Origin of the sequence: Limosilactobacillus caecicola, assembly GCF_943192935.1 — a bacterium.
Taxonomy (GTDB): Bacteria; Bacillota; Bacilli; order Lactobacillales; family Lactobacillaceae; genus Limosilactobacillus; species Limosilactobacillus caecicola.
In genome coordinates, this window is record NZ_CALPCI010000007.1 from 50317 (window position 1) to 67616 (window position 17300).

General features: G+C 42.8%; 19 protein-coding genes. All 19 read left to right on the plus strand.

Annotated elements, in window-relative coordinates; all coding sequences use genetic code 11:
- Positions 1-2: 2 nt before the first annotated feature.
- Complete coding sequence (locus NFR43_RS08370; RefSeq protein ID WP_251548318.1) at positions 3-1556, plus strand: phage portal protein; 1554 nt, start codon at positions 3-5, stop codon at positions 1554-1556.
- A gap of 2 nt (positions 1557-1558) precedes the next feature.
- Positions 1559-3082, plus strand: coding sequence for a phage minor capsid protein (locus tag NFR43_RS08375; protein WP_251548320.1), 1524 nt, complete (start codon positions 1559-1561; stop codon positions 3080-3082).
- Positions 3060-3314: a hypothetical protein gene (locus NFR43_RS08380; RefSeq protein ID WP_251548321.1), complete on the plus strand. Its 255-nt coding sequence runs from the start codon at positions 3060-3062 to the stop codon at positions 3312-3314. The genes NFR43_RS08375 and NFR43_RS08380 overlap by 23 nt, the downstream gene beginning before the upstream one ends.
- Before the next feature lie 127 nt (positions 3315-3441).
- The gene (locus NFR43_RS08385; protein ID WP_251548323.1) at positions 3442-4014 is read left to right on the plus strand and encodes a phage scaffolding protein; all 573 of its coding nucleotides are present in this window, start codon (positions 3442-3444) and stop codon (positions 4012-4014) included.
- 19 nt (positions 4015-4033) lie between these two features.
- Positions 4034-4903 carry a capsid protein gene (locus NFR43_RS08390; RefSeq protein WP_251548325.1) on the plus strand — a complete coding sequence of 290 codons (870 nt, stop codon included), beginning with the start codon at positions 4034-4036 and terminating at the stop codon, positions 4901-4903.
- Positions 4904-4926: 23 nt separating this feature from the next.
- Positions 4927-5070 (plus strand): hypothetical protein, encoded by a 144-nt coding sequence (locus NFR43_RS08395; RefSeq protein WP_251548327.1) that lies wholly within the window; start codon positions 4927-4929, stop codon positions 5068-5070.
- Between the two features lie 2 nt (positions 5071-5072).
- Positions 5073-5498, plus strand: a complete 426-nt coding sequence (locus NFR43_RS08400) for a head-tail connector protein (protein ID WP_251548329.1) — start codon at positions 5073-5075, stop codon at positions 5496-5498.
- Positions 5479-5826, plus strand: a complete 348-nt coding sequence (locus tag NFR43_RS08405; RefSeq protein WP_251548331.1) for a putative minor capsid protein — start codon at positions 5479-5481, stop codon at positions 5824-5826. The genes NFR43_RS08400 and NFR43_RS08405 overlap by 20 nt, the downstream gene beginning before the upstream one ends.
- A complete protein-coding gene (locus NFR43_RS08410) occupies positions 5826-6197 on the plus strand; it encodes a minor capsid protein (protein WP_251548333.1) in 372 nt (123 codons plus the stop codon). Before NFR43_RS08405 ends, NFR43_RS08410 begins: the two co-directional genes overlap by 1 nt.
- Positions 6197-6601 carry a hypothetical protein gene (locus NFR43_RS08415; RefSeq protein WP_251548335.1) on the plus strand — a complete coding sequence of 135 codons (405 nt, stop codon included), beginning with the start codon at positions 6197-6199 and terminating at the stop codon, positions 6599-6601. The genes NFR43_RS08410 and NFR43_RS08415 overlap by 1 nt, the downstream gene beginning before the upstream one ends.
- 5 nt (positions 6602-6606) lie before the next feature.
- Positions 6607-7131 (plus strand): phage tail tube protein, encoded by a 525-nt coding sequence (locus NFR43_RS08420; RefSeq protein ID WP_251548337.1) that lies wholly within the window; start codon positions 6607-6609, stop codon positions 7129-7131.
- Between the two features lie 51 nt (positions 7132-7182).
- Positions 7183-7644 (plus strand): hypothetical protein, encoded by a 462-nt coding sequence (locus NFR43_RS08425; RefSeq protein ID WP_251548339.1) that lies wholly within the window; start codon positions 7183-7185, stop codon positions 7642-7644.
- 2 nt (positions 7645-7646) lie between these two features.
- Positions 7647-8258 (plus strand): Gp15 family bacteriophage protein, encoded by a 612-nt coding sequence (locus NFR43_RS08430; RefSeq protein WP_251548341.1) that lies wholly within the window; start codon positions 7647-7649, stop codon positions 8256-8258.
- A gap of 21 nt (positions 8259-8279) precedes the next feature.
- Entirely contained in the window at positions 8280-12656 is a 4377-nt protein-coding gene (locus NFR43_RS08435; protein ID WP_251548343.1) for a tape measure protein, read from the plus strand.
- Positions 12656-13471 (plus strand): phage tail domain-containing protein, encoded by an 816-nt coding sequence (locus tag NFR43_RS08440; protein ID WP_251548345.1) that lies wholly within the window; start codon positions 12656-12658, stop codon positions 13469-13471. Before NFR43_RS08435 ends, NFR43_RS08440 begins: the two co-directional genes overlap by 1 nt.
- A gap of 11 nt (positions 13472-13482) precedes the next feature.
- Positions 13483-15066 carry a phage tail protein gene (locus NFR43_RS08445; protein WP_251548347.1) on the plus strand — a complete coding sequence of 528 codons (1584 nt, stop codon included), beginning with the start codon at positions 13483-13485 and terminating at the stop codon, positions 15064-15066.
- Positions 15044-15871 carry a hypothetical protein gene (locus NFR43_RS08450; RefSeq protein ID WP_251548348.1) on the plus strand — a complete coding sequence of 276 codons (828 nt, stop codon included), beginning with the start codon at positions 15044-15046 and terminating at the stop codon, positions 15869-15871. Before NFR43_RS08445 ends, NFR43_RS08450 begins: the two co-directional genes overlap by 23 nt.
- Positions 15872-15885: 14 nt before the next feature.
- Positions 15886-16317, plus strand: coding sequence for a hypothetical protein (locus tag NFR43_RS08455; protein ID WP_251548350.1), 432 nt, complete (start codon positions 15886-15888; stop codon positions 16315-16317).
- A 14-nt stretch (positions 16318-16331) separates the two neighbouring features.
- The coding region (locus NFR43_RS08460; protein ID WP_251548352.1) for a hypothetical protein at positions 16332-17300 on the plus strand (969 nt) is incomplete at its 3' end.

The following is a 17300-nucleotide window of genomic DNA, read 5'->3' on the forward strand; positions in this document are numbered from 1 at the left end:
ACATGAGTTTTTTCTCAACACTACGTAATATTTTTCGGAAAGGAGGTGCCAAGCTCGGGATGGTAAAAAGTCTGAACAAAATTACGGATGATGACCGTGTGGCAATTGATTCGGATGAATATGACCGGATTCAAATGGCTAAGTCTTACTACCGTGATGATCTACCTAATATCTGGTTTCGTAACAGTTATGGTGAACGCCGCCAACGGGCTATGAATACACTGAATGTTACTAAATTAGCATCGAAGCGGCTGGCCTCAATTATCTTTAATGAACAATGTGAAGTGTCGCTAGATGATAATGACCTAGACAAGTTCATGAAGCAGGTTATTGATTATAACCACTTTAATCTACAGTTTGAACAACATTTAGAAACAGCGGTGGCGCTTGGCGGTCTAGCTGCACGTCCATATGTTGATGATCAAAACAATATTCGGATTGCGTGGGCTAATGCTGACCAGTTTTACCCATTACATACGAACACTGACAACATTAGTGAGTGTGTGTTTGCGTCACGATCGACACGTATTGAGAATAAGCAAACCGCCTACTATACATTGCTAGAATTCCATCAATGGAATGGACCAGATAGGTACATTATTACGAATGAATTGTACCGTTCAACTGAACGCAATGTGGTTGGCGAACAAGTGCCATTAGAAACGTTGTATCCAAATTTGCAAGAACAAGTTGAGTTCAACGGCATTATCAAGAAACCATTGTTTGCGTACTTCAAAACACCAGGAGCTAACAATCAAGATTTAGATAGTCCGTTAGGAATGGGGATTGCTGATAACTCAAAGAATATCATTGATGCCATTAACCATACCCATGACGCTTTTGTTCATGAAATTCGGATGGGCAAACGGCGCATTGCAGTGCCTGCCGAAATGCTACGTCCAGGTACTTCGTTTGGTAATAATGAAACCACTGAAACGCACCCGCGTATGTTTGATCCTGATATGGATGTCTACGAGCAATTCTACGGCTCCGAAGATATGAAAATCACTGATTTAACTAGTGACATTCGTGCTGATCAATATAAGGCATCCATTGACTACTTTTTGCGTGAGTTTGAAGAGCAAACTGGATTTAGCGCTGGCACCTTCTCTTTTGATGGGCAGGGTGTGAAGACGGCAACCGAAGTGGTTAGTGAGAATTCAACGACTTATCAAACCCGTTCAAGTTATTTAACACAGGTTGAATTGTTCTTAAACCAATTAGTGACTGCTATTCTGGAGGTCGCTAATACACCTGAATTCTTTACTGATCACCAAGCACGGTGCTCATTCAATGCTGATGACGATTTGAAGTTGTCCGTCCACTTTGATGACGGTGTGTTTATTGATAAGGACAAACAACGGAGTGATGAATTAGCCTTGGTATCTGCTGGTGTAATGCCGAAAAAGGAATACTTGATTCGCAACTTCGGTCTAAGTGAACAGGAGGCCAACCAATGGCTTAACGAAGTTCAAGATGAGCAGCCGCAGTTTGCTGGCAACAGCTTTGAAGATTCTAGTGGCCCCGATGGTGATGATGACGTAGGAGCTGATTAATCATGGGAGCACGGGAACGCTTTGAACAACATGGACAGCAAATTCTTGATGCTTATTCTGCCCTGCAAGACCGTATCTTTGAAGTGATTATTAATACTCTTAAAGAGGGCGATTATCGGCATGTCGACAAGGGGGATGTTGTCCTATGGCAGGCTGAACAATTGCAACGACTGGGAAAGCTTAATCAGGAAACGATGCAGTTAATGGCTTCTGCTGATGGCTTATCAAAAGAGGCGATTGTGGACCTAGTTAAATTTAACGGTCTGCAAGTTCAAGATGAAGTTGATAACGAAATCCAGGAATTGACTAGTCAGCCTGCTCCTGTTAGCGATGGTGTTCAACTATTGCTTAATGGGATAGTTAGTCAAACCTGGGGCGACTTGCAAAACAACATTAACGAGTCACTGGTAACGCGTAATTATGGTGCCTCAGCAGTTTCCCATGTGTATCGGCAGATCTTGACAGAGTCTACTGCTGCTACCGTGTCCGGGCTGCTAACACATCAAGACGCAGTTGAAGCAGCTGTTTACCGGGCTGTTGAACGTGGATTGCCTACTAAGCTCGTTGATAAGTCCGGCCGTAATTGGAGCCTTGAAGGGTATGCACGGGCGGTTGTTAATACGACCGTTAATCATACCTACAATGCGGTCCGCCTACAACGAATGAAAGACTTTGGAATGCACTTAGCATTGATGAGTAGCCACCCTAATAGTCGGCCTGCCTGTGCCTGGATTCAAGGGCACGTGGTTAATCTGGTACCGCCAGAAAGCCCAGACTATGATGATAAGTACGATAGCATTTTTAATCATGGCTATGGAACGCCAGCGGGTACTCAGGGGGTTAATTGTCGCCATCGGCTGTTTCCGTTTGTTCCTGGGGTGAGCGTTAACCATCAGCCTCATTACAATCCGAAGGAAGCCATCAAAAATGGCAAGCTGGTTCAGCAACAGCGAGCACGGGAACGGGCGATTAGGAACGCGAAGCATCGTTTGAGGGCCGCAAAAGAACTTGGTGATGTCCAGATGGTTAATCGGACTAAAACGCTCCTGCGGGCTCGGCAGGCTAATTTACGGGAATTCATCAAAGACACTAACGCCGGACATAAGGTACCGATACTGACCCGGGATTATTCACGGGAAAGAATTGTTAAAACAAGTATGAGTGCTGAGAAAAAGGATCTTATTAAGCAACGCTTACGTCAGCGCCCAGGTAAACAACGTCAGCATATTTATGGTACAAAGGAGTATAATGAACGTGTAAGCAAAGGTGGCCCACAGCCTAGTTACTTTACCATTTCGGCAGATGAAATTGATTCTATTGTAAAAACTAGAGTTAATTTCAATAAGTTAGGGGACCGTTATCAATTCGTTGATGCGGGGGAACCAATTGGTCACTATATTACTAACAAGGGGAATATTGACGTTCTAACTACCCGAATGAAAGTTCATCAATCTAAGAAAGGCTACCATGCTGTGCCAACTATGCCGCAGGAGATGAGAAACCATGAAAATTACACCAAAAACTAACCTATGGGATGTAGAAAGTAAATTTGTGTTTTCGTGGGTAGTCGTTCATATGAAGGACGGCCGCGCTCTACACCTATATATCGTTGATGTTGATGATGAGTTCCAACGCCATGATGAAGAGGGAGAGCCTGAGTTAAACGCTATTGTCTATAACACAACTGGTAGCAATTCTTATGGTAATGGGATTGCTTTTGATGATATTGATAGTATTGAATTAGATCATAAGCACTAGTCATCAGCTGGTGCTTTTTTAGTACAATGATTTCGACCCGGACACGTCGTAAAACTGTCTTTTTATTATGCAATCAACTCTCGCAGTTCGTAACTGCGTCAACAACTAACGTAAAGGAGCGAGTGCAATGAAACGTGAAGATTTAAAGGAAATGGGCTTAAACGATGACCAGATTGCTTCTGTAATGACCGCTTATGGTAAAGAAGTTAATCCGCTGAAAGAACAGGTGGATAGCTTAACCAGTGAACGTGACAGCCTGAAACAACAGGTTACTGACCGTGATGGGCAGCTTGATGATCTGCGTAAGAGTGCAGGCAAGAACGAAGAGCTGGAATCCAAGATCAAGCAGTTACAAGATGACAACAGAGCTGCTGCCATAAAGTACCAAAATGACCTTGCAGCTAAGGAAAAGAGCTTCAAGATTGAAGGTGCTTTGCGGGACGCTAAGGCGAAGAACGTTAAAGCTGTCATTTCCTTAATTGACACTGATAAGGTAAGCGTGAAGAAAGATGGGACGCTCGATGGTTTATCCGATCAGCTCGACGCTGTTAAGAAGTCTGATGGCTACCTGTTTGATACCAATGAGTCTCAGAACCGCATTAATATTGGTGGTCAGTTCAGTAATGATGACAACACTGAGACTGGTAAGGACGACGTTGCTTCCCATATTGCCGCACGTTTTGCAAAGTCGAGAGAATAAAAGAAAGAAGGAATAACAAATGACAATTGCTTTAGATCAAAAGGACTTGAATACGATTGACGAAGAATTCGCCGCTGATTCTAAGATTTGGCAACCATTAACTGGTGGTGCTAAGTCAATTACGGCTGCGGATTTTACGGGGGTTCACACTGTCCGGGTCAACAAGATGTCCGGCTTCGTGGAAGCTGAAACTTACCACCGAAATGGTGATAATACCCGGCACAACGTTAACGTAGAAAAGGAATCGTTTGAACTTCAACAGGAAGACTGGATTGGGTACGACCTTGACCAGCTGGACATGGATGAGAACGGTGCTTACCAGGTCGCAAACGTGGTTCGTGAACACCAACGGTTGATTACCGTTCCACATCGTGACAAGTTTGCCGCCCAAAAGCTGTATGACACAGCCAAGAATGGTGGGAAGTTAGTCACCGATACCATTGACAGTAAGAATGCACTGTCGGCTTACGATGACTTGGAACAATACATGACTGATAACGAAATTCCGGGCGGTTACGTAATCTTTGCTTCGTCCAACTTCTATCGTGCTTTGAAGAATGCCGATGGGGTAACGAAGAACTTCTCTACCAACACGCAACAAATTAACGGCATTGATCGGCGCGTTGGTCAACTTGATGGTGGTGTACCGATTCTGACGGTACCTAAGAAGCGCCTACAAGGTTTGACCATTGCAGACGATGTCAACTTTATGGCAGTACCACTGTATGCCGTCGCACCGATTGTAAAGTACGACACGGTGGACGTTCTTGACGCTTCGACTGATCGTTCTGGTTACCGAACAACTATTAAGGGACTGTCCTACTACGACATCCTGGTATTTGACAATGCCAAGAAGTCCATCTATGTAGCCGCGTCCCCAAAAGCATAGCCCCGCAGGTTAAACCGAGCGGGGTGTTTGACCCTAACGGCACAACTAAACCAACTGATGCTCAGACGGTAGACCAGATTAAGGCTTACATGGATAAGCATGGGATTGCTTACACATCGACTATGAGCAAAGCTGATTTGCTAAATGCGGTGAACGGTGGTGAATAGCGATGACATATCCGACACACTTAACCTTTAGTGAGTACACTGATTTTGGTTATGCTGAATTCAAAGATGCAACCGGCTTTAATACGATTGAACGTCAGGCTCAGCGAGCAGTAGACAGCGTGACTGATTACTACTACAACGACCGGGATATTCGCCAGGATAAAAATGCCCAGCGGGTTGATGCCTATAAAATGGCTATTTGTGAGCAGATTGACTTTATCCACACTACTGGAATTAGTTCCTCGTATGAAAACGGCGATGATTTCAACTCAATTTCCGTCGGCCGATTGTCATTGCAACCCGCTAGTCATGCGGCACAAGATAGCGTGGTCAACGGGGTATGCAAAGAGGCATATCGGCTCCTGGCTCATTATGGTTTACTGTATCGAGGACGAGGGAGTGATTGGTATGCTGCCACGCATTCCTAAGAAGCTGTGTAATCAGAAGATTGTCATGAAAGTTCCAAGTGGCGAGGAAGATGATTACGGACAACAAGCAACAACCGACATGGCGGTTGATCATTGTCTTGTTCAACCGCAGACGATTTATTCGGGGTCAAATGACAATCGGACAATCACAGCTAATGCAATTGTGTACTTGTTTGCAGGTGTTACGACGCTGTTGCCAAAGATTACCCCTGATTGGGTGGGTTACCACATAGTCTTTGAAGGGCGGGATTACACGGTTACCAACATCGTGGATAATCGAGAGCCGTTCAGCAATCAGGTTTATTCATACGAACTGGAGGTGCTGTGATGGGGGTTAAAGTTAATGTTACTGGCGATTTTGGAGGACTTCTGAGCTCGCAATCATTGGACCGTGCACGGTATGTTCTAGCGAACCAGGCCCTCGCTGATATGGACCAGTTTGTTCCTTATCGTCAGGGCCACTTGGCTGCATCTGGACACCTAGACGCCAAGCATAATATTGTTTATGACACACCTTATGCTAGGGCCCAGTTCTATGGCTTTATTGCGAATTACAAAACCGGTCAGCAATCAAGGGTCCGCAATTACACGGTTTCTGAACACCCACAGGCTTCACGGCGGTGGGATTTGCGAGCAAAGTCGCTGTACGGTGATGAGTGGGCTAATAAAGTCAAAAAGAGCTTATTGGAGGGCAAGTAATGGACTTAAAAGAACGAATGAAAGACGCAATCAATACGTTGAAGCTACCAGTTACTTGCCGCCTTGGTTATTTGGATGGCAAACATGCTCCAGACCTGCGTCTGCAAGTCCTGCCGGGTTCAAACGTAATTGACCGTGATTACGCAGGAAATAAAACAGAAGAGTACATCATGGAAGTAATTATGCGTGGTGCTAATGAGCTGGAAATCAATCAGGTGTTAGCGAAAGTGGCAGATTATCTCTGTGATAATGATTTTAGAGTCGTCAGCCATGACGGCTCTTTTGTTTACAGTGGGTTAGACGTCGCCTCGTTTCCTCATCCGATCATGGCGGATACAACGGGCGATGTCACATATGTATTTGATTTCAAAGTAACAGTCGATACTTTTACGAAAGAAGGATGATTTGAATGGCTGATGAAAATGCTGTAACAACTGGTGCGGGTGGCTTAACTCCACAGGAAGCACCAACTAAGATTGGCAAGTTCCTACTTAACTGGCAAAACAAGATTGAAATTGCCACTGACGATGAAACAGATATTACGCAGGCTGCCACTGCTAAGTGGGCCCGGTTAGCAGCAGGGATTAACAACTTGACCCCCGCCGAAAACGATACGACGGCCAATGATGAATACTACGACGGCGAAGGGTTCGGAACTTCCGACGTTACGTCGAAGCGGTATCAGTTTACTATTGCTGGTCACCGGGTATATGGGGACGCTGCCCAGGACTACATTGCTTCTAAGATGTTGGAAATTGGTGACAAGCTAAAGACTTTGCTTCGGGTTACCTTTGCTGATGGTTCCCAGGTCTATGGTGTTGTTACCCTTACTAATATCGTACCCGCCGGTGGTCAACCAGGGGCTAAGCAAACGTTTAGTGTTGTATGTGTCTTCAACGGCAAACCTAAGTTTGTACCAGCCACTAGCAACTAATTAACACTAAAAACAGAGACGAGAAACGTGAGACGATTGGAGGAATTATAAATGACTGTGATCAATTTAAATCTTGATAAAAAATTCGGTAACGTACAGTTAAATCGGGAAGTGGTCGCTGGAGAAAAGAAGTATAACCTTGTATTTAACGATGAAATGTACCAAAAGATTGCTGACTTACAAATTGCAGAAGTTAGTTTGCTTGATCAATTGGAAAAGCGCAAAGACGACTTTGTTGACAAGATGAATGTCACTCAACGACAAGAATTTCTGCATAGTTCATTAGACAAAGCTTTAATAAATCTTGAAGAATCATTGGATACGATTCTCGGTAAAGGCGAAGGCAAACGTCTCTACAAGTATTATGGTGAATCAACATACATGCTTAGTCGAGTAGCCGAAGAATTGATCAAGTTAAACGATAAAATTAACGGTGATCAAGAAGCTAACTTTGAACGCAAGAAGAAAGCGGTACGTGATCATTACACCAAGAATAGCAAGAAGCGTGGCTAACAATGCTGTCACTGAGTGAATCGCTTGGAAACGAGTTTGAGTACGCTGATAAGATTTATCACATTGATTTGGCATTTGATACTGTACTACGGTTTTATGAAATGCTTGACGATGATCGACTGGAAGATGCTGAGAAAGTCGCTACCGCATTTGAAATGTTCTTTAATCAACCGGTTAAGGATGCAGACTTTGCAGTGAAAGCTTTTGAACAAATTTCTAAATATATTTCGATGAAGCCTTACGGCAATGATGAGGAAGATGGCGATAGTAATCAAGCTGTTGCCCGTGATTCACGTCAGTTGTACTCATTTCAACAAGACGCTGAAGCAATATTTGCTAGCTTTTATGATCAGTACGGCATGAATTTAATTCAAGAACAAGGGAAACTTCACTGGGATGAGTTTAAAGCACTGTTTCAGGGATTGGGACCGCAGACTTATTTTCAACGGATTATTGATATTCGTACTAAAGACACTAAAGATCTGGAGGGTGAACAACTTTCTAAGGTAATTCAAGCTCAACAGTTTTATGAATTGGACGTAAATAAGTCGCAGGCTGCCAAAGAAAAACAGTTCGCTAATTTTGGTGAGATTCTCAAAAATTGGGCACAGTGATAACGGAAAGGGGGAATTGACGTGGCAGACGGCACAGTTAACATTGACGTTGTTCTTAATAGTGATCAGGCTAAGTCTAACGCTAAAGAAGTCGATGGCTTGTTGAAAAACTTAGGTCAAGGCGCTGGTGATCAAGCTGAAAAGAACATTAAGGAAAATACCAATAAAGCCGTCAAAGACGCAGAGAACGCCCATAAAAAGATGGACGAAGAATTAAAGAAGCCGATTAAAACTAAGATCGGTGCGGATACTGATGAAGCTGCCGAAAAAGTTAAACGAATCGGTTCTCTTTACGTTAAAATCCCTAAAGATGTTAAAACCAAGTTAATTGCTGAAGCCCGTGAACAGGGTATTACTAACTTCGGTAAATTACTCCGTCATATTCCTAAACGTTATTTAACTGAGTTAATAGCTCAAGTCAAAAAAGGTGAAGTGGTTAATTACGAGGAACTGCTTCGTAAAATTCCTGCAAAAGTCACGACCCAAGTTAAACTTAATGACAAAGCTTCTACTCCGTTACGACAGGTTCGGGAAGAAGCAAAAAGTACCGGCAATTCTTTTAGTCGATTACACGATATTATTGCTGGGACTTTCGTTGGCGGCCTTGCTGTTAGTGGTATTAACGCAGTTAAAAATGGGTTAATTGGTGCTGCTAAAGCTGGGATGGAATACAACATTCAACAAGACCGGATGAAGACGGTCTGGGAAGCTTTAACGACAGAAGCACCTAAAGATGGAAAAGAACTCATTAGTTATATTAATGATATTTCTCAACATTCCATCTATGCGTCAGATACCATTGATAAGATGGCGCAGTCTTTCTATCACGTTCATTCTAGTGTGAAAGAGACGAAAGATTGGACCAATGACTTTGTTCGCTTAGGCTCTACCTTACATATGAGTAACGAAGAGTTAGCAGAATCTGGTGAGCAGTTCGCTAAAATTGTTGCCGGTGGTAAAGCCAATGCGGAAGATATGTCAGTTATGATTAACCGGTTCCCGATGTTTGGAGAAGCTTTACAAAAAGCAACTGGTAAATCTATGTCGCAACTATATGAAATGTCATCTCAAGGTAAATTAACTGCCAAAGAGTTTGAAGAAGCACTTGATTATCTTGGAAAGAAGTATAAAAACTCAACGGAAGAAGCGATGACTTCTTTCACTGGTATGTCAATGTATATTAAGTCGCGTTGGCAAGTGCTTTGGGGAGAAGTCACACAGCAAGGATTCAAGGGTAGTAAAAAACTATCCGAAGATTTACGCGATATTCTTTCTGATAAGATGATTGAAAAATATGCTGGTCTTTTAAGTCAGGCACTTGGGAAAATTCTCGAAGGAGTCATGGCTGTTCTTGATTACGTGGGTAAGCATAAAGATACCATTGTGGATGTTCTTGGTAACTTAGGGCAGATTATCGGTATTATCGGAAAAACTGTTTGGGACACGTTTGCCGGCATTCTTCATACTATTGCGTCAGCGTTTGGTTTAACTAGCGACAAGAGCAAAGGTGCACATGGAGCGCTCGAAGATTTCGATAGTATATTAAAAGCTATTCTGGAACATAAAGGAGCGATCAAAGCTTTTACAGAAGTTTTTCTTGCCATTTTCATTGCTAAGAAGATCTACGATACTGTTGATGCCTTAGTTGCCTTTTACGGTATTTTAAAGACAATCGCTGGACTTCGTGGTATTGGCGGAGTGATGAAAGGCATTGGTGCCGGTGCACGAGGTGAATCTTTGGCAACTAGTGCTGAGGAGATTGGATCTGGTGGCCTAGAAGCGACAAAAGCGACTAAAACTGGTCGATTTGTTGGACGTGGATTTGATCATCTATTCGGTATTACAAAAGCCCGCCAAGCAGTGGCTGGCCCAGCTTCCGTAATGGAAAATTCCGCTGGTAAAGCTGCCCTTAGAACCGCAGAACGAGGAATCATTCGTCGAACAGCTTCCCGAATCCCAGTAGTTGGGTCACTAATTGCCGGTGGAACGGAATTAATTGGCATCAATAAGCGAAACCGTAATGAAAAGATTGGTCGGGCTGTAGGCGCTACTGGAGGTACTGCTGCCGGTGGTGTCGCAGGAGCTTGGATTGGTGGGGCAATTGGTTCCATCGTACCGGGTGCCGGAACTGCGGTTGGTGCTGGAGTTGGTAGCTTAATTGGTTCCACTGTTGGTGGTATGTTTGGTGCTAAAGGCGGTGGTGCTGTTGGTAAGAACTTCAATAAATGGAAGTCACAGGCTGCAAAAGCACTGTCTAATCTAAAAAAGACAATTTCTACAAAGATTAGTGATATTGGTAGTTCTATTAGTAAAGGCTTTAGTCGAATTACTAAGCCAATTGCTAAAGTTTGGTCCAAGATTACTAAACCAATTGTGAAAGTCTTTAATTCTTTGAAGAAAACATTAGGAACTCTTGTAAAAGGGATTGGTGTAGTTGTACTAACACCATTTGTTTTACTGACGGCTGGAATTATTAAGACCTGGCAGAAAATTTCCAAACCAATTGGCAACGTGCTTAAAACCGTCTCTAAATTGATCAGTCGCTCGTGGAAGTCGATTACTAAAGTAACTTCCAAAGCATGGAAAGGCTTGACCAGAATTGTAACGAAAGCCTTCGATGCGATTAAAAAGCCAATTCAACGATCCCTGAAAGTAACTGGTAAATTAATCCAATCTGCTTGGAAAACCATTAGTAGAACTACCTCTAAAGTGTGGAATACACTGACACGACTTGTGACAAAGGCAGTTCAGCGAATGGCTAAACCGATTTCTCGAATTTTCAATTCTATCGCTAAAACTATCAGTCGAGTGTGGAATACTGTTTCGCGACTTACTTCTAAAGTTTGGGATGGAATTGAACGAACAATCAGTAAAACGCTTGGTAGTATATGGAAGTTTGTGAAAGACAAGTTTGATGATATGAAAGATGCCATTGATGATGCGATGAATGGCATTAAGAAAATTTGGGACGGTATCTGGGATGCCATTGCGGATAAAGTCAAAGGTGTTTGGAATACTATTAAAGGCATTGTTACTGACGGTATTAATGCCATTGGCGGTTTCTGGAATACTGGTGCTGATGGACTAGAAAAGGTTGCTGGATTCTTTGGGGCAAAAGTTAAAGTTCCCCACATGAAGAAACTTGCTGGTGGTACTGGTGGTCGACAAGGTGAAAATATGCTGGCAATGGTCAACGATCAAGAAGGCCCGCTTTACCGTGAAGCTATTTTCCGTAATACCGGTCAAATTGAAGTGCCAGAAGGTCGGAATGTTATTACTCATCTACAACCGGGTGATGCTGTCATGCCAGCTAAGCAAACTGCTAAATTGTTAGGCATTCCTCGATACGAAGGCGGTTTTGGTGATTGGTTCGGCAAAGCGCTCAATTACGCTAGTTCAAAGATCGGTAATCTTGAGGATATGATTGACGATAAGCTAGACGCAATTGAAGACGCTATGAAAGACCCATTAGGTACGTTGGTTAAGATCTATACCAAGGGTACGGATAACGCTAAAGTAATTTGGCATGATATTGCTGAAGATGGTGCTCGTAACAAAATTCCACATTATGCAGAGCAATGGTTTAAAGACCTGCTTAAAAAGCAAGAAGAAAAGTTAGACGAAATTGGTGGTAGCGGGCCGATTAGTGCTGCTTTGATTCGGAGGGCTGCACATAAGATGAAAGTTGATGTGTCAGCTGGTGACATTGCACATATTATGTCAGTTATTCAGCATGAATCTGGCGGAAAATCCAATGCTGTCAATAACTGGGATAGTAATGCTAAAGCTGGACACCCATCTAAAGGTATTCTTCAATTTATTGATAGTACTTTTCAACACTATGCAATGCCTGGACATACTAACATCATGAATCCATATGACCAATTGTTGGCGATGTTTAATGACTCAACCTGGCGGTCTGATTTAACCCTTGGTGGATGGGGTCCAACAGGTGGCCGTCGTTTTGCTAATGGTGGCTGGGCTGACAAGCCAGGTATCTTTGGCGAAGTACCAGGTGAACCAGAATTAGCTATTAACCCACGGCGAGCAACTGCTGAGCAACATATTGCAGAAGCAATTGAGGCACGGGCTAATATTAATCCCAACGGTTTAGCAGGTAATTTACAACGGATTATCAATTCAGCTAAGCAGGGAATGAATGGTTTAATGCCGGTATTTGCTAATCCAAGCCAAAACAAGATTATCAGCAACTCATCAATGGTTAATACAACTAGTGGTGAAACTAACTTGAACTTGACGATGGAAATGGACGGGACAATGATTGGTCGTGTTCTATATCCACATATTAAGTCGAATATGGCACAAGAACGGATTATTCATGGAAATGGTGGAGCAATCCCCGTTGGTCGTGCATTGCCAGTAGGAGGTGGTTTCTAATGTCGACAATTATTGTTAAACGTCTCGATGGAACTACCTATGATCTGGATAAGTTAGGATTCCATGTTAAGAAGTTTGATATTCCAATGAACAACTACAACTTGTCGTATCAACAAATTGGCAAATACGGAGCGCTGCTAACGGATGTTCAAGAGCAGCAACTAACCATTCCCTTAACGCTTGACATTACGGCCAAGGACCTGATGGACTATAATCTGCAAGTCTATAAGCTACGGCGAATTTTCCGGAGCGATGAGGACTTCTATGTTTGGAACAGCATTATTCCTTACCTACGTTGGAAGTGCCGTGCCGAAGCGGTAACACCAACGCAGAACGGTAACTTTTGGCGAGCAACCGATGTCGCTATTAATCTGGACGTACCAAGTGGCTACGCGGAAACGGTAGCAACTACCCAGAAACCGATTGATTTCAACAATGGCCAGTGGGGGTTCGGTGAAGGAATCCCGGATGAAGAATTGAAGTACACCTATACTACGAAAGATTTTAGTTTCTGGAATTTAGGAATCATTCCGCTAAATGCAGATGAACGTCCGGTACAAATTACGTTTAAGGGCGATGCACCAAATGGATTTACCATTACTAACCAGACTGTGAAGAAGTCGATGAAGATTATGCGCGCCGTCTCTAGGGATGACACGGTTGTGATTAACGGCTTAATTCCGAGCTTTAATGGGACGGTATCTTATAAAGATTGTGATCATGGTTATCTTGACTTTGCAATAGGCGAAAATAAGTTACACATTGATGGTGCTGCTAATTTTGAATTGAAATTTGATACTCGTTTTTATTTCTAGGGGGTAATTTTTTGTCAGAGTTCTACAAAATTGCTATGAAGAATTATAACAATGACGAAACGGCTATTACCGCCTATGGAGTAGCATTGACAGAAACTTTAAATAGTTTTTCCACAGTGGCTTTTAACTTTAATGCACTTGGTGACAATCAAGTTGCCGAAAACCTATTAGGTCCGCGAACGCTATTTACGTTAGAAAACGGGCAGATGTTCCGCTTAACGACTTCAAACCCAACACCTAATAGTCGTTTTCGCCAATATGCAATTACAGCAACCCAAGTAGGTCATGATTTAAATGACTACTACATCAAAGATACAATGACTGGTTCCCAGTCAATTCAGGCGTGCCTTGATTTCATTACCAAGGACACGCCTTTTCAATATCAAGTTGATGGTCAGATTGGTGATTATGATTTTGGAGACGATACAATTGGGGGCAGTCATGCTGACGACATTTTGTCATCAATTGTGGAAGCATTTGCCTGCGAATGGTGGTTTGATAACTACACGCTTCATATTGCTAAGAAAATCGGTAAAGATGATTCCTTCGTATTTGTGGATCGTGTCAATACTTCTCATATTGCATGGAATGAAGATTACTCTGATTTTAGAACCGCAATTCATGGCACCGGGAAACCGATTGAACAGGACAACACTAGCAGCGGTGGCGGTGGAGATATTGAAGCCCTGCTGAAACCGTATGTTGGGAAAGCTCCCTATCATTGGGGTGGTATTACTCCAAGTGGTTGGGACTGTTCTGGAATGATTGATTGGCTGTTAGAGCAATATGGGATTCCATGGCCAAATGCACGTCCAAACACAGTAGCTTTAGAAAGTATGGGTCAAACTGTTGGACCTCCTTACCAACCAGGAGATTTACTCTTTTGGGGGCCACATGGTGGCTCATGGCACGTTTCCATTGCCGTTGGTAATGGATATCGAATTGGTGCTGATAACGATAACGATGGAACGGTGTATCGTCCTATTAATAACTGGCCCCCATCGTTTGGAGTACGCGTACCTGCATTATCAGCTCATGCTAGTGGAGGTGGTTCTGATGATAGTGGTGTGGCTGATCAACCAGAACAATATACTTGCGAAGCTGATTATCTAAGTCCTTGGGCTGATAAACCGGGAATTGGTAAAATTTGGGCAGATGCTTTTAGTAGTGACACTATTACCGATGAGAATGCCCTAAAGGAAGCAATGAAGGCGCAGCTTCATGATTATCCTGATGTCCAGTACACTGTTGATTGGATTAGTTTTAAGAAAAATGTTGGGGACCTGACAAATGAAATAAAAGTTGGCGATAACGGTTGGCTACGTGATCGAATGGGAACTGATGTTAATGTGCGAATTCAGAGTTATACGAAATATCTGGATAATGCGGACCCATCGAATGGGGATTCGATTACGTTTGGCAATAAAATCTTCGATAGTGCTTTATATGATTCGCGACAGAATCAAGCTAATGATGTGAGAAAACAAATCGAAGCGTTGAAGCAGTCAAACGAGAAAACTAATAATATCAGTTACACGATTCCAACAATGACAGGAGAGGAGGTTCAACGTCTTGACGAATACTTCAAGCAATGATGATGTAAGAAGAATGATTATCCTAGACCGAGGAACCGATTCAGAGCTAGGCATTGTTGGATTAGGCTACTCACCTGATAATGGTGAACATTTTTTTGTTACTAACACAATTAATGGTCGAGTTTTTCGGCAACGAGATATAGATATGCTATGGCCATTACTGGTTGATAAGATTAAATCTACGATGTCACTGGTATGGGATGACATTCAGGGTAAACCAACCTTAGTGACTAAAGTAGAGTTAGATCAACGGTTAGCTAAGTTGAATATTCCAGCCACGATGAGTTGGGATCAGATTACTGGTAAACCAGACTTTGATTCTGAGCTGAACGCAGTAAAGACAACTGCTGATAGTGCATTAAGTAATGCTGAAAAGGCACAGTCAACAGCAGAAGCCAACCAAACAACCTTAACCAGCAAGGCGAACCAAGCGGATTTGGAGCAGGTTAAGGCCAAAGTTGCTAAGGCGCAACAAACCGCTGATCAAGCTGCGGAGGTTGCCAATGCTGCAAAGGCTACGATTGATGCCAGTTCAATTAATATCAATAAACAGCCGTCTGAGTATCCGGATGGTTTTTCTTATGAGCTGAAATCACTGAATGTGTTAGGAATCGACCGTTCACAATCGCATAGTTCGGTCAAAGCTGGTGACTTAGGTTTACTAACAACGAAAGCAGTTAGTTATAACGGTTCCAAGTTTGTTCGGCAGACTCTGGAACAATTAGACAATGTTCGGCCATTAAATTATGTCCGCAACGGCATGGATAATAATTGGTCGGCTTGGGAAGCAAACACGAACTGGTAAAGGAGTGATCAGCAATGCCAATGCAATTGTGGGATGGAAAACCTCATACATTTAAGTCAGTGTGGTTAGGCAATCTGACGGAGTTTGAAAAGGCAATTAATGGCTATATGGATTGGATGAATGGTGATATTGGATTATATAATTCGTTATCATTAAAGATTGACTTAACCCTGCCTGACTACTTTGGTCGGGAGCGACGAATTAAAATTCAAGATCAGATGAAAGTTATTCGTTCGTTCTTGATTGATGTTGAAAAGATGATGAATGACTCAAGTTATCAGGAATACGATGATGAAACTGGTAAAGCAGTCCCTTATCATTTATCCATTAAAGCACTGGATGTTCCGCTGACCAATGATGCCAAGAACTACAATGCATTATTCAAAGAGCTAGAACGCAATTTGAACTTGCTTAACAAATTTAGGGATGATAACGCAAGCGATTAGAAAGGAGTGATAGAGTGGCAAATAATGTACTAAATACCCCTTATATTGACCTTGACCTGTTTAGATGGCAACAGGAGGAAGTTGACATTACTAGTCAATTTAAGGGACATGTTGGTGATGTTGATGAACCAATTAGGCTACGCTTTTTATGGGACGGTTTACCGTATGATATGCGTGGTTGCAAGATTGCGTATGGAGGTTCTGATCCAAAAGCTCAGGATCATATACATTATGCCTATCCACAAAAAGTAGCCAAACAGGATAACCTTCAACAGGGTCGATTTACGATGTGTTTTGACCGATACACTTTCAAGAAGGACGGCTATTGGGACCAGTTCTACTTTAAAGTTATTAAGGGTGAGGGCGATAATCAACAGGTTATCTCCACTGTTAACGTTAAGATGTACGTTATTGGTGACGTTGCCTTAATGCATATTGGTGAAGATAGCAAAGGTTATTGGCAGGATATGGTTGAGCTGGTACAGAAACTGAAAGAAAAAGAAGAAGGCCTAGAACAGGATATTCAGGTACTTACCGATTCTAAAAAGCAGTCGATTAGTGATACTACGGCCAAAATTCTTCAAGAACTTTCAGAGCTACGCGACAAGTGTAAGCAATCGCTTAAAGATGCGCTGGCAGCAATTGATGATCCTAAAGATGGCCTGTTAGTTAAGTACCAAGCGCTGAATACGATTGCTGAACAGGTCCAGAAAGCATTGAAAGACGCACAATTCCATGACCGGATTTTCCAATACGCCACTGTGCAGGACATGAAAGAGGCTGTCCAACCATTACCGGGTGACTTGGTGGTTACTCAAGGCTGGGAGGCTCGTGACGATGCTCGGGGCGGTTTCTGGAGAATCCGAGTTAAACGTGATGGTGAAACGGCAACTAATGTAAACACTGTTGAGCTTGGTACTGGGTACATTGCGGAACGTGACTACGGGATTGTCCAAGATATGGACCCGATCCATCTGGGCACG